The following is a 12,297-nucleotide window of genomic DNA, read 5'->3' as shown; positions in this document are numbered from 1 at the left end:
CAGACCGAAGATCGACCACGCCGGCACCAACGATCAATCGCTGGACGCCGTCATCGCTGCCGACAAGATAGCGGCGCTCAAGCTCGCGCCTGTTTCACATGAAACGGAAGACCGGCTCGATCGCTACATCGCCTTGCTCCGCGAGTGGCAGGCCAAGACCAACCTGGTCGCGCCCTCGACCCTGCCGCACCTCTGGACCCGGCACATCGCCGACTCGCTTCAGCTCGTGGATCTCGCACCGGCGGCAAAACGATGGGCCGACCTCGGGAGCGGCGGTGGCTTCCCGGGCATCGTCCTGGCCTGCGCCATGGCCGGGAGGCCCGATGCTCGCGTCCATCTTGTCGAGCGAATCGCCAAGAAGGCCGCGTTCCTGCGCGAAGCGATCCGTGTCACCACATCTCCGGGAGTCGTACATCTCGCTGAAATCGGGGATAATGTGGATAGAATCACCGGCCCCGTCGATTGCGTCACCGCGCGTGCGCTCGCTCCGCTACATCAACTCATCGGCTTTGCGGAGCCGCTGATACGCCAGGGCGCAAAAGCGTTATTTCTCAAGGGTCAAGATGTAGAGGCTGAATTGACCGAAGCCGCTAAATATTGGAATATTCGGCCTCAGCTTCATCCAAGCCGCACCGGCGACGGCTGGATCGTGGAACTGACGTCTGCCGAACGGCGCGGGTGAGGCGTTCAGGGGCCTGAGTGGGGAATTTACGATGACCGTGATTGACGAGCCGCAGCAAGAACAGACCGCCCAAGAACAGGCAGCGGAGGTGCCGCATGGCCACCCGCGCATCCTGGCGCTGGCAAATCAGAAGGGGGGCGTCGGAAAAACAACCACAGCGATTAACCTCGGCACGGCGCTCGCAGCGATTGGCGAACGCGTCCTGATCGTCGATCTCGATCCGCAGGGCAACGCCTCGACCGGCCTCGGCATCGATCGCCGCAACCGTAGCTGTTCGATCTACGACGTGCTGGTCGGCGAAGCCGCCTTGCGCGAGGCTGTGGTCTCGACCGCGGTGCCGCGGCTGCACATCGCGCCCTCGACCATGGATCTCTCCGGCCTTGAGCTCGAGCTCGGCACCACGCCCGGCCGCGCCTTCAAGCTGCGCGACGCCATCGGTGCGCTCAACAACAATGTCTCTCCGCATGCCGACTACACCTACGTGCTGATCGACTGCCCGCCTTCGCTCAACCTGCTCACGGTCAACGCGATGGCGGCGTCCGATGCGATCCTGGTACCGCTGCAATGCGAATTCTTCGCGCTCGAAGGTCTGTCGCAATTGCTGCAGACCGTGGAGCAGGTGCGCTCGACGCTCAACCCGAATCTGTCGATCCACGGCATCGTGCTGACCATGTTCGACTCGCGTAACAACCTCTCGAACCAGGTCGTCGCCGACGTCCGCCAGTTCATGGGCGAGAAGGTCTACAAGACCATGATCCCGCGCAACGTGCGCATCTCGGAAGCGCCGTCCTACGGCAAGCCGGTGCTGGTCTACGACCTCAAATGCGTCGGCAGCGAAGCGTATTTGCGGCTCGCCACCGAGGTGATCCAGCGCGAGCGCGAGCTGCGGACCACGCATTGACGAGGCCGTAGGGTGGCAAAGGTGTCTTCGCCGGGTCCACCGTCTTCCGCACACACTGGTGGGCACGCTTCGCTTACCCACCCTACGTTTCGAAATTCAGTTCTGGAGTGCGCTCAAGTGAATCCAAGGGAGCTGGCGATGGCCGACGAAGCGCGTTCGCGACTGGGCCGGGGTCTTGCGAGTCTGATTGGTGATGTCGGCGGCGAGGCTCAGCATGTCGATCGCCCGCGCGCGCAGCGCAAGGTGCCGATCGAATTCATCAAAGCCAATCCGCGCAATCCGCGTCGCACCTTTTCGGAGGCCGAGCTCAAGGAGCTCTCCGACTCCATCAAGCAGCACGGTGTGATCCAGCCGATCGTGGTGCGTCCGGTGAAGGGCGCGCAGGATCGCTACGAGATCATCGCCGGCGAGCGGCGCTGGCGCGCTTCGCAAATGGCTGGCCTGCATGAAGTGCCGATCGTCCCGGTCGACATCAGCGACAGCGATGCGCTGGAGTTCGCGATCGTCGAGAACGTGCAGCGCGAAGACCTCAACCCGATGGAAGAGGCGCAGGGCTATCACGCGCTTGCCAACGAGTTCAAACGCAGCCAGGACGATATCGCAAGAGTCGTCGGCAAGAGCCGCAGCCACGTCGCCAACATGATGCGTCTGACGAAGCTGCCGGCCGAGGTGCAGGCCTTGATCGCAACCGGCGAGCTGACGGCTGGCCATGCTCGCGCACTGATCGGCGTGCCCGATCCGCTCGCGGCCGCCAAGCGCATCGTCGAGGAGGGCCTCAACGTCCGTCAGACCGAGGCGCTTGCGCATGAAGAGGGCGTGCCGGGGCGCAAGCCGCAGAAGGCGCGCGCTGGGGCGAAGGAAAAGGACCCCGATACGGTCGATCTGGAAAAGCGCGTCAGCGACGCGCTCGGTCTCAAGGTCACCGTCAATCACCGCGATCCTGGCGGATCCGTGCAGATCAACTATCGCAACCTCGATCAGCTCGACGAGGTGATGAAGCGGCTCGCGAAGGGCGCGCTGTAGCTCGCGTGTCGTTCCGGAGCTGGGTGCGAAACCGGGATCGTGCGCGGCACGTCCAATCTATTTCCCTCACCCTGAGGAGCTGCGAAGCGGCGTCGCGAAGGGCGGGGATCACAGGCGGGCCTGCATCCTTCGAGACGCGCGCAAGAGCGCGCTCCTCAGGATGAGGGATTACCGCCATCATTGTGACGCGGGACTCTCTCCACACGTCATTGCGAGGAGCATCAGCGACGAAGCAATCCAGAATCTTTCCGCGGAGGGATTCTGGATTGCTTCGCGGAGCCTGTCATCGGGCCGCGCTTTGCGCGGACCCGTTGGCTCGCAATGACGTGGAGAGAATTCGGCTCAGCCCCGCCGCTTTGCATTCGCGGCGATCGCCATCAGCGTGCGCTGGGCGATGGCGGCGGCGAGGGTGGATTGCTTGCGGGTGTCGAGCGCGGCGGTCGCGAGCTGCTCGATGATGGCGGCGAGCCGGGCCGGGCTGAAGTTGCGCAGCGCCGCTTCGACCGCGGGCTTCCGCGAGAAGTGCAGCCGTGGAAAGCCGCCGTCGAGCACGGCTGAGGCCGGCGTCCCGTCGGCAATCGCGAGCGCCGATTTGTGCAGCCACGCGGCCTGGCGCTGCGCGGCGGAGATGATCACGCCGGGATAGGTGCCGGCGATCATGGCCTTGGCGAATTCGGCCTCGACAATGTCGGGCCGGCCGGCAAAGGCGCCATCGACGATGGGATCGAGCTTCAGCTCGGAGGCGTCGGCAACCACGGACATCACGTCATCCAGCGTGACCTCGCCCTTGCCATGGGCATAGAGCGTGAGCTTGCGCAGCTCGTTGCGCGAGGCCTGGCGGTCGCCGCCAAGGAACGACATCAGCGCCGCGCGGGCGTCCTGCGCGATGCGCAGATTGGCGATGCGGAGCTCCTCCTCCATCAGCTTGGCGAGGTCGCGCTCGGTGTCGGGATAGCAGCCGATCGCGACCGCCGTCTTGGCGCGCTCGCACGCCTTGCGCAGCGGCGATTCCGGGCGCAGCTCGCCGGCCTCGATCACGATGCGGCAATCCTTTACGTTCATCTCGGCCAGGGTGTCGATGCCGCTGGCAAAGCTGCGCGAGCCGGCGCGGACGCGGATGGCGCGGCGGCCGCCGAACAGCGGCACCGTCATGGCTTCGTCGACGAGGCGCGACGGCTCGGCGGAGAGCTCGTCGCCGTCGAGCTTGACCAGCGAGAACGGATCGTTGGGATCGTCGACGGCGGATGCGATCAGCGCATCGGCGCGCTCGCGCACGAGGCCCGCGTCGGGACCGTAGAGCAGGATGATCGGGCGGCCCGCATCGGGGCGGGCGAGGAAGGCATCGATCTCTTTTCCGCGCAGCGCGACCATGCCTAGATTGTCATTCCCGGGCGCGCATCGCGCAAAGCCGGAATCCAGAGGTTGGGAATTGAGATTCCGGGTTCACTTCGCGCCCCCGGAATGACGGAAATGAACTACGTGCCCGCGGTGAAGAACGAGGCGAGCCGAGTGTTGATGTTCTCCGCGATCTCGTTGGCGGCACGATCCTCGGCGTCGCGCACGGCGCGGTTGCGGGAGAAGCGCTGATAGGAGCCGGGCATGTCGTAGGACACGCGCGAGAAGGTGGTCCCGGTCATCACCGACTTGCCGGTCGCGACGTCGATCAGATTGTATTGCGCATCGATGCCGTAATTTTCGCTGGTCGGCAGTCCCGTCGCGGCGCTCACGATCAGGGACGAGCGGGTGGTGGTGAAGCGGATCTCCAGGCGGTGGGTCGGCGGCATTCCCGTCGCCGTGCCGTAGAGCTTGAAGGCCAGGGCATTGCGGACCTCGACGCCAACGCGCGCCTCGCGGGAGGCGTTCGCTTTGGCGATCGGCGGCAGCTCGACCCCCATCAGCTTCTCGCGCAGGCCAGGGGTACCGTCGTTGCGCTCGGCATACATCGGCTGGAAGCAGCCGGCCGTCAGCGCCGCCAGGGCGGCGACCGCCAGCAAGCGGGCTGCGATGCGGATCCTAGCCGACAACATTCACGATCCTCTTGGGGACGATGATCACCTTGCGGACGGGCTTGCCGTCCAGGGCCAGCTTTACCGCATCGAGGGCCAAAACGGCAGCCTCGATTTCCGGATTCTGGGCCAGTGTTGCAACTGTGACCTCACCCCGCTTCTTGCCGTTGACCTGGACCACCAGGGTCACGCTGTCTTCAACCAGCAAATCGCGTTCGATTTGGGGCCAATTGGCCTCCGAAACCAGCCCGCTCTGGCCCAAAGCCTGCCAGCACTCCTCGGCCAGATGCGGCATCATCGGGGAGAACAGCTGGACCAGGATCTGGCTGGCCTCCCGGATTGCCCAGGCCAGGTCCGCGGCGGGCTGGCCGGGGCGCTGGAGCACCTCGGATAGGGCATTGGCGAATTCGCGGATATGGGCGAGGCAGACGTTGAAGTGCAGTCGCTCGATGCCGGTCGTGACCTTGTCCAGGGCGCCATGGGCGGCCTTGCGCAAGGCGGTGGCATCTGCCCCGAACGAAGCCGGCCGGGCCGCCGGCGCGTCGTTGCCGAGTTCCTTCGCATCGTTCACCAGCCGCCACAGCCGCTGCACGAAGCGCGATGCGCCCTGGACGCGCTCGTCGCTCCAGATCACGTCGCGATCGGGCGGGGAGTCTGACAGCATGAACCAGCGGGCGACGTCGGCGCCGTAGGTCTCGATGATGTCGTCGGGATCGACAGTGTTCTTCTTCGACTTCGACATCTTCTCGATCGGACCGATCTGGATGTCTTCGCCGGTCGCGAGCAGCGTGGCGCGGCGACCATTGCCGCCGACCTCGACCTTGACCTCGGCCGGCTGCACATAGGAGCCGTCGGCCTTTTGGTAGGTCTCGTGCACCACCATGCCCTGTGTGAACATCCCGGCAAACGGCTCGTCGAGCGCGATGTGCCCAGTCGCCTTCATCGCGCGGGTGAAGAAGCGGCTGTAGAGCAGGTGCAGGATCGCGTGCTCGACGCCGCCGATATACTGATCGACCGGCAGCATCCGGTTGGCGACCGCAGGCGTCGTCGGCGCGTTCTCGTTCCAGGGATCGGTGAAGCGCGCAAAGTACCAGGACGAATCCACGAAAGTGTCCATGGTGTCGGTCTCACGCTGCGCCTTAGCCCCGCATTTCGGGCAGGTGACGTGTTTCCAGGTCGGATGATGATCGAGCGCGTTGCCCGGTCGGTCGAAGGTCGCATCATCCGGCAGCTTCACCGGCAAATCCGCATCCGGCACCGGCACCACATCGCATTTCGGACAGTGGATGACGGGAATCGGGCAGCCCCAGTAGCGCTGGCGCGAAATGCCCCAGTCGCGCAGGCGGAAATTGACCTGCCGCTCGCCGACCGGCGCGTTGCCGCGCAGCTCGCCTTCCAGCCGCTTCGCCACCTCTTCCTTGGCCTGATCGATCGTCATGCCGTCGAGGAAGCGGGAATTGATCATGCGGCCGTCACCGTCATAGGCGGTATCGGTGATGACGAACGATTTCGGATCCTGCCCCTCGGGGCACACCACCGGCGTGTTGCCGAGATTGTACTTGTTGACGAAGTCGAGGTCGCGCTGGTCGTGCGCGGGGCAGCCGAAGATCGCGCCGGTGCCGTATTCCATCAACACGAAGTTGGCGACATAGACCGGCAGCTTCCAGGAGGGATCGAACGGGTGCACTGCGCGGATGCCGGTGTCGAAGCCCTGCTTCTCCGCGGTGTCGATGACCTCCTGCGCGGTGCCGATCTTCTTGATCTCGGTGATGAACTCCGCAAGCGCAGGGTTCTTCGCGGCGGCCGCCTGCGCCAGCGGATGATCCGCCGAGATCGCCATGAACTTCGCGCCGAACAGCGTGTCCGGGCGCGTCGTGAAAATCTTCAGCTCGTTTTCGCCGGCCGTCGTCGCCGCATCCAGCGCAAAGCGGATCAACAGGCCTTCCGAGCGGCCGATCCAGTTGCGCTGCATTAGCCGCACCTTGTCGGGCCAGCGGTGGAGCCCGTCCAGCGCCGACAGCAGCTCCTGCGAGTACTTCGTGATCTTGAAGACCCACTGGTTCATCTCGCGCTGCTCGACGACGGCGCCGGAGCGCCAGCCACGGCCATCGATTACCTGCTCGTTCGCGAGCACGGTCATGTCGACGGGGTCCCAGTTCACCTTGCGCTTCTCGCGCTCGGCGAGCCCTTCGCGGAGGAAGTCGAGAAACATCTTCTGCTGGTGCTTGTAGTAGGAAGGATCGCAGGTCGCGATCTCTCTGGACCAGTCCAGCGACAGCCCGATCGAGCGGAGCTGCTTCTTCATCGCGGCGATGTTGTCGTAGGTCCAGGCCTTGGGCGCGACCTTGCGCTCGATCGCGGCGTTCTCGGCCGGCAGGCCGAAGGCGTCCCAGCCCATCGGGTGCAGCACATTGAACCCCTTGGCGCGCATGAACCGGGCCAGGACGTCACCGAGCGTATAGTTGCGGACATGACCGATATGGATGCGCCCGGAGGGGTAGGGGAACATCTCGAGGACGTAATATTTCGGCCGCGGATCGTCGTTTCGGGAGACGAAGATCGCCTGTTCGTCCCAGAGGCGTTGCCAGCGCGGTTCGGCGTCGCGGGCATTGTAGCGTTCGGAGGTCATGGAATCGTTGGGTTTTCGTGGGTTCGGCCGGCTAAAGACGGCGGACTAGGCCATAAAAGCCTGTAAGGGGTCAATGGGTTGCCGAACGCCGATAGATTTCACGTTTTCCGCTTCAAACCTCCGGTTCGCTACCGAGGTAGGTCCAGTTTGAGGTGCAATTAACGAGCTGAGCGCCAGTCTCGAGCGCGGCAACCGCGCGCTCTATCTTGCAAGAGCAGCGGCCGCAATCGCGCCGTTACGGAGAGCGAGTTCGATCGGGAGCGGATGGCCGGCTAGCCTGCCATCGCGATCTCGGTCGCGCCGGTCTCGATCGCCTGCACGCCGTGCTCGACGACGTTGTTGCGGCCGCGGTGTTTTGCGGCGTAGAGCGCGGCGTCGGCGGCTTCGATGAGGTCACCGGGGCGCAGTGTCTCGTTTGGCTTCGTCGCTGCAACGCCGATCGAGACGGTGACGATCATATGCGCGGAGGTGATATGCGGCAGGCAGAGTTTCAACACGGCCGCGCGGACGAGTTCGCCGATTTCGACGGCGCGGGCGACGTCGGTGTTCGGCAGCAGCAGACAGAATTCCTCGCCGCCATAGCGCGCCGCGAAACCCATCGTGTCGGCGGCAATGCCGGACAGCGATTCGCCGAGCCGGGTCAGGCAGGAATCGCCTTCGAGATGGCCATAAGTGTCGTTGAAGAGCTTGAAGTGGTCGACGTCGATCATCAGAAGCGCGAGGTCGCTGCCATATTGCTGGGCGCGCATCCATTCGAAATCGAGCCGGCTCTGGAAGCCGCGACGGTTTGCGAGACCGGACAGCATGTCGATCGATGCCATCACCGTCAGGCGGTCGTTGCTCGCGATCAGCTCGCGCTCGCGCTGACTCAATTGCGCGGCCATCGCATTGAACGCGCGCGCCAGCGGCACGAACTCGGCGGGCAGGCGAGTACGCGCCGCCCGCGCCGACAGATCGCCTTCGCCGAGACGCTTGGCCATGTCGGCCAGCATCTCGATCGGCTTGATCACCAGTTTCTCGGCGGCGATCAGCGCGCCGAGCAGGACGAACACGACGACGAAGGCGAGCTGAAGATAGGCGGTGCGGATGTCGCGGCTCACCGCCGCGGACACCTTGTCCTCGTCGATGCTTGCGATCAGGCGGGCATTGGTGCCGGCGATGCGGATGTAGCTGACCGCGCGGCGGGAGCCGTCGGCAGCTAGAAAGGACAGCGCGCCTTCATCCTGGTCGGACCGCAGCGCCCTGTCGGCGATCGCCGACATCAGCGGCATGTTGTCGAGGGGACGGCCGACCGCGCTGTGCTGGTCGGCGGGCGCGGCCAGTACGGTGCCGGCGCTGTCGACGAGAACCGCCGTGATGCCGGCGCGTCCGCCGAGATTGCTCATAACCTTCGACATCCAGTCGAGGTTGACGGTGGCGAGCACGACGGCATCCGGAACGCCGCTGAAGGCGGACACCGGATAAACCGCCATGACGGTCGGCGTCGGCGCGGGCCGCGACAGGATGAAGTCGCTCAGCACGAAACGGCCGGTTTCCTGTGCCTGCAGGAAGTAGGGCCGGTCACTGAGATCGAGGCCGACATACATGTTGTTGGTGGCGCACTGGATGCGGCCGTCCTGGCCCGCGATTAGAAGCGTGCGGATCCAGGGCAGGCTCGACGGCAGGCTCGCACGCAGCACGTCGCAGCTCTTGCTGATCCCGCCGGCGGACGCCCGAATGAAGGCCTCCGATTTCAGGATGGTCTCGACCGACGAGATCACCTCGCGCTGCGCATCGGCGCTGTGCCTTGCGACGGTGGTGAATTCGGCGGCGGCCTGCGCGATCTGCCGCGCGCGCGTGTCTTCGAGCGAACGGATGCGCTCGAGCATCAAGGGGGCCACCAGAATCACCGCGAGCAACGCGAGCCGCGCCCGGATTCCGAGAACCTGCTTGAGTTTGGCTCGTTTGCGGTTGAGACTGACGCTTGCCATCTTCGCTACCCACCCCACGGGCAAGGTAAAGCGAAGGGTTCAAAAACTCTTTCTTGAACTCGGTAAAATTGGACTTACCTGCGGTTACGACCACAACCGATCGACGTCATGACAGAAGCCAACGCCGCGCCGGCAACCGGCCATTCACCAAACGGGCTCGCCGCAGTCGAGGCCGAAATTGCACGTGCCTGCAAGGATGCGCAGCGCGATCGCGCCTCCGTGACGCTGATCGCAGTGTCCAAGACTTTCGCCGCGGATACGATTACCCCGGTGATCGACGCCGGACAGCGCGTATTCGGCGAAAATCGGGTCCAGGAGGCCAAAGGCAAGTGGCCCGCGTTAATGTCTGTCTACTCGGACATCGCGCTGAATCTGATCGGGCCGCTGCAATCCAACAAGGCGAAGGAGGCGGTCGCGCTGTTCGATGCCATCCATTCGGTCGACCGTCCGAGCATTTGCCAAGCGTTAGCCAAGGAAATCGAATCCCAGAACAAGCACCCGCAGCTGTTCGTCCAGATCAACACCGGCGAGGAGCCGCAGAAGGCCGGCGTCGCGCCCGGCGAGGCCGATGCCTTCCTCGCGAGCTGCCGCGACACCTATGGGCTGACGATTTCCGGCCTGATGTGCATCCCGCCGATCGACGAACCGCCGGCGGCGCACTTTGCTCTCACCGCCAAGATCGCGGCGCGCAATGGCCTGAAGAACCTGTCGATGGGCATGAGCGCGGATTTTGTGACCGCGATCATGCTCGGCGCCACCCATGTCCGCGTGGGAAGCGCGATCTTCGGGCATCGGTGAGAGCCGTAGGCGAAGGGCCGTGGGGCAACGGTCTTGATTTCGTCATTGCGAGCGAAGCGAAGCAATCCAGAGTCTTTCCACGTATGCATTTCGGGATTGCTTCACTTCCCCCGCAATGACGGCGGAAGGGGCCGCACCTACGCAAACCCCACCGACACCTTGCCCAGCACGCCGAAATCCACCGCAAAATGATCGCCGGCCTGGATCGGCAGCGGCGGATGGCCCATGCCCGGGGTCACCACCTCCGCTGCCCGATCTGATCCCTGTCGAGCATGCGTCCTCACCCGATGATGATTTTCGTTCTTGGTCCCAATCGTCGCAGCAATTGCAGCATCGCAGATCTCGTCATGGCGACGCAGCCTGCGGTCGGGCCGAAATTGTCGCGGGCGAGGTGCAAGAACACCGCGCTGCCGCGGCCGGCGATGCGCGGCCTCGTGTTGTGGTCGATCTCGATGATGAAATCATAGAGATGGTCGCTCCGCTTGAGCCGGTCACCGCCCTGCCCTTCGCCGAGCCGGATACCTTGGTTGTAATGACGGTCTTTGGGGTCCTCGCACCAGGCGTCCTCGCCGGTGATGATCCGGGCCGGCAAGAATGTCTGCGGACGGCTGTGCCGATCGCCCCGCCACCACAACCGCCTGGGGCGGAAGCTGCCTTTCGGGGTGCCGCCGTCGCCCTCGCGCTTGTTGGCGAGGATGCCGCCGCGTCCCAGCGCCACCGGTATCGTCAGTGCTCCGGCCGTCAGCCAGCCCCGGCGGGGATTGCCGGCGGCACACCTAACGCGGATCGCGGACAGCGGCCCGGCACTTCGGTTCATGGTGTAACTAGCTGACGCAGCTTTGTTTTTCATGTGAACGTGCGATGTCGAATTCATTACAGGACATTCATCAAAACGCCCTGCTATTCTGGGTTAGAGTGGTTCTGGCTTGTGAATCGGTAACAGCCCACTACTTCAACACGAACAACAATAACAACGGCGACCCCTAACTTTCCCTCGCGGCTGGGTGCGGCATGGATGCGCGCCGAGCCGGATCCAAAAGGATGACCCCCTATGGCCAATGCCCGCAAGATCCTGATCGTGGATGACGATACCGATCTGCGCGATACGTTGGTGGAGCAATTATCGCTGCACGAAGAATTCGAAGCATCCGCCGTCGATACCGGCGCCAAGGGCGCAAGCGCCGCAAAGGCCAATGCTCCCGATCTCGTTCTGATGGATGTCGGCCTGCCCGACACCGATGGTCGCGAGGTGGTTCGCTCGTTACGCAAGGGCGGCTTCAAGGCCCCGATCATCATGCTGACCGGCCACGACACCGATTCCGACACCATTTTGGGGCTGGAGTCCGGCGCCAACGATTATGTGGCAAAGCCCTTCCGCTTCGCCGTGCTGCTCGCCCGCATCCGCGCCCAGCTTCGCCAGCACGAGGCCAGCGAGGACGCGGTGTTCTCGGTCGGCCCCTACTCTTTCCGCCCCGGCTCGAAGATGCTGACGGCAGCGAACGCGCGCAAGGTCCGCCTCACCGAAAAGGAGACCGCCATCCTCCGCTTCCTCTACCGGGCCGGCCAGATGCCGGTGTCGCGCGAGACGCTGCTCCAGGAGGTCTGGGGTTATAATTCCGGCGTCACCACCCACACGCTGGAAACCCACATCTACCGCCTTCGCCAGAAGATCGAGAAGGACGCCGCCAACCCGGAAATCCTGGTCACGGAAGCCGGTGGCTACAAGCTGGTGCCGTGATACGCTTCAGGGGCCTGCGAATCGTTAGATCGCGTGCCCTTGAGCCTCGGACCTGAATGTCAATCGACGACGATGTAGCGCTTCTCGAGCGTGTCCCGACACTGCGCCTGTTGGGAGACGCCTCGTTGCGCATGCTGGCGATCGGCTCCGAGCAGCGCAACTTCGTCCGCGGCGACGTCCTGTTCAATCTCGGCGACGATGCCGACGCCGGCTTCGTGGTCCAGCGCGGCGCCTTCCGGGTCGATGACGGCGCCGGTGCCGAAATGATCGCCGGTCCCGGCGCCCTGATCGGCGAGCTCGCGCTGGTGGTGCCGATGAAGCGGCCGTCGACCGCGGTCGCGCTGGAGCACGCCTCCGTCATCCGCATCGCGCGCAGCCTGTTCCAGCGCGTGCTCGAAAGCGACCCCGCCGCCGCGGTTCGCCTGCGCGACGAATTCGCAGTCCGCTCCAGCCAGATCGCCAGCGATATTTTGATGGCCGGTGCGAAGCTGACGTCGTGAGTGATCCTCATGGTGAGGAGGCGCGTCAGCGCCGTCTCGAACCATGAAGG

11 protein-coding genes and 1 pseudogene are annotated in these 12,297 nt (G+C 64.5%); 6 read left to right on the top strand and 6 right to left on the bottom strand.

Features of this window, described 5'->3' with window-relative positions:
• Positions 1-40 precede the first annotated feature (40 nt).
• The 3 genes from rsmG to IVA96_RS31615 all read left to right on the top strand — a co-directional run bounded on the left by rsmG (position 41) and on the right by IVA96_RS31615 (position 2,606).
• On the top strand, positions 41-682 hold the full coding sequence (rsmG, locus tag IVA96_RS31625) for a 16S rRNA (guanine(527)-N(7))-methyltransferase RsmG (RefSeq protein WP_247421603.1): 642 nt from the start codon (positions 41-43) through the stop codon (positions 680-682).
• 31 nt (positions 683-713) lie between these two features.
• The gene (locus IVA96_RS31620; protein ID WP_247421378.1) at positions 714-1,583 is read left to right on the top strand and encodes a ParA family protein; all 870 of its coding nucleotides are present in this window, start codon (positions 714-716) and stop codon (positions 1,581-1,583) included.
• Positions 1,584-1,721: 138 nt separating this feature from the next.
• On the top strand, positions 1,722-2,606 hold the full coding sequence (locus tag IVA96_RS31615) for a ParB/RepB/Spo0J family partition protein (protein ID WP_247276614.1): 885 nt from the start codon (positions 1,722-1,724) through the stop codon (positions 2,604-2,606).
• A 342-nt stretch (positions 2,607-2,948) separates the two neighbouring features.
• Here IVA96_RS31615 and holA read toward each other — a convergent pair whose 3' ends face one another.
• The 4 genes from holA to IVA96_RS31595 form a co-directional block, all read right to left on the bottom strand.
• A complete protein-coding gene (holA, locus tag IVA96_RS31610; RefSeq protein WP_247421376.1) occupies positions 2,949-3,977 on the bottom strand; it encodes a DNA polymerase III subunit delta in 1,029 nt (342 codons plus the stop codon).
• A 104-nt stretch (positions 3,978-4,081) separates the two neighbouring features.
• Positions 4,082-4,633 carry an LPS assembly lipoprotein LptE gene (lptE, locus tag IVA96_RS31605; protein WP_247279959.1) on the bottom strand — a complete coding sequence of 184 codons (552 nt, stop codon included), beginning with the start codon at positions 4,631-4,633 and terminating at the stop codon, positions 4,082-4,084.
• A complete protein-coding gene (gene leuS, locus IVA96_RS31600; protein ID WP_247421373.1) occupies positions 4,620-7,241 on the bottom strand; it encodes a leucine--tRNA ligase in 2,622 nt (873 codons plus the stop codon). Before leuS ends, lptE begins: the two co-directional genes overlap by 14 nt.
• A gap of 272 nt (positions 7,242-7,513) precedes the next feature.
• The gene (locus tag IVA96_RS31595) at positions 7,514-9,211 is read right to left on the bottom strand and encodes a diguanylate cyclase (RefSeq protein ID WP_247279961.1); all 1,698 of its coding nucleotides are present in this window, start codon (positions 9,209-9,211) and stop codon (positions 7,514-7,516) included.
• 108 nt (positions 9,212-9,319) lie between these two features.
• On the opposite strand from IVA96_RS31595, the gene IVA96_RS31590 reads away from it, so the two are divergent.
• Positions 9,320-10,009 (top strand): YggS family pyridoxal phosphate-dependent enzyme, encoded by a 690-nt coding sequence (locus IVA96_RS31590; RefSeq protein ID WP_247421369.1) that lies wholly within the window; start codon positions 9,320-9,322, stop codon positions 10,007-10,009.
• Positions 10,010-10,146: 137 nt separating this feature from the next.
• On the opposite strand, the pseudogene IVA96_RS31585 reads toward IVA96_RS31590, so the two are convergent.
• Together IVA96_RS31585 and IVA96_RS31580 are read right to left on the bottom strand one after the other, a co-directional pair.
• A pseudogene (locus tag IVA96_RS31585) lies at positions 10,147-10,263 on the bottom strand (hydratase); the annotation flags it as partial.
• Positions 10,264-10,289: 26 nt separating this feature from the next.
• Positions 10,290-10,826, bottom strand: a complete 537-nt coding sequence (locus IVA96_RS31580; RefSeq protein WP_247421364.1) for a L,D-transpeptidase family protein — start codon at positions 10,824-10,826, stop codon at positions 10,290-10,292.
• 234 nt (positions 10,827-11,060) lie between these two features.
• Between IVA96_RS31580 and IVA96_RS31575 the strand changes: the two genes are divergently transcribed.
• The gene (locus IVA96_RS31575; RefSeq protein WP_007598630.1) at positions 11,061-11,747 is read left to right on the top strand and encodes a response regulator transcription factor; all 687 of its coding nucleotides are present in this window, start codon (positions 11,061-11,063) and stop codon (positions 11,745-11,747) included.
• A gap of 56 nt (positions 11,748-11,803) precedes the next feature.
• Positions 11,804-12,247, top strand: coding sequence for a cyclic nucleotide-binding domain-containing protein (locus tag IVA96_RS31570; protein ID WP_247279964.1), 444 nt, complete (start codon positions 11,804-11,806; stop codon positions 12,245-12,247).
• Positions 12,248-12,297 lie beyond the last annotated feature (50 nt).

The sequence above is a fragment of the Bradyrhizobium sp. 159 genome (genome assembly GCF_023073795.1).
Lineage (GTDB): Bacteria > Pseudomonadota > Alphaproteobacteria > Rhizobiales > Xanthobacteraceae > Bradyrhizobium.
This window is presented reverse-complemented; position numbering and strand designations above follow the sequence as displayed.

Excerpts from the sequence above, each read along its gene's own strand:
- IVA96_RS31575 (WP_007598630.1), top strand. The coding sequence starts at position 11,061 with ATGGCCAATGCCCGCAAGATCCTGATCGTGGATGACGATACCGATCTG.
- holA (WP_247421376.1), bottom strand. The coding sequence starts at position 3,977 with ATGGTCGCGCTGCGCGGAAAAGAGATCGATGCCTTCCTCGCCCGCCCC.
- IVA96_RS31595 (WP_247279961.1), bottom strand. The coding sequence starts at position 9,211 with ATGGCAAGCGTCAGTCTCAACCGCAAACGAGCCAAACTCAAGCAGGTT.
- IVA96_RS31620 (WP_247421378.1), top strand. The coding sequence starts at position 714 with ATGACCGTGATTGACGAGCCGCAGCAAGAACAGACCGCCCAAGAACAG.
- leuS (WP_247421373.1), bottom strand. The coding sequence starts at position 7,241 with ATGACCTCCGAACGCTACAATGCCCGCGACGCCGAACCGCGCTGGCAA.
- IVA96_RS31570 (WP_247279964.1), top strand. The coding sequence starts at position 11,804 with ATGTCAATCGACGACGATGTAGCGCTTCTCGAGCGTGTCCCGACACTG.
- IVA96_RS31580 (WP_247421364.1), bottom strand. The coding sequence starts at position 10,826 with ATGAACCGAAGTGCCGGGCCGCTGTCCGCGATCCGCGTTAGGTGTGCC.
- IVA96_RS31590 (WP_247421369.1), top strand. The coding sequence starts at position 9,320 with ATGACAGAAGCCAACGCCGCGCCGGCAACCGGCCATTCACCAAACGGG.
- lptE (WP_247279959.1), bottom strand. The coding sequence starts at position 4,633 with ATGTTGTCGGCTAGGATCCGCATCGCAGCCCGCTTGCTGGCGGTCGCC.
- IVA96_RS31615 (WP_247276614.1), top strand. The coding sequence starts at position 1,722 with ATGGCCGACGAAGCGCGTTCGCGACTGGGCCGGGGTCTTGCGAGTCTG.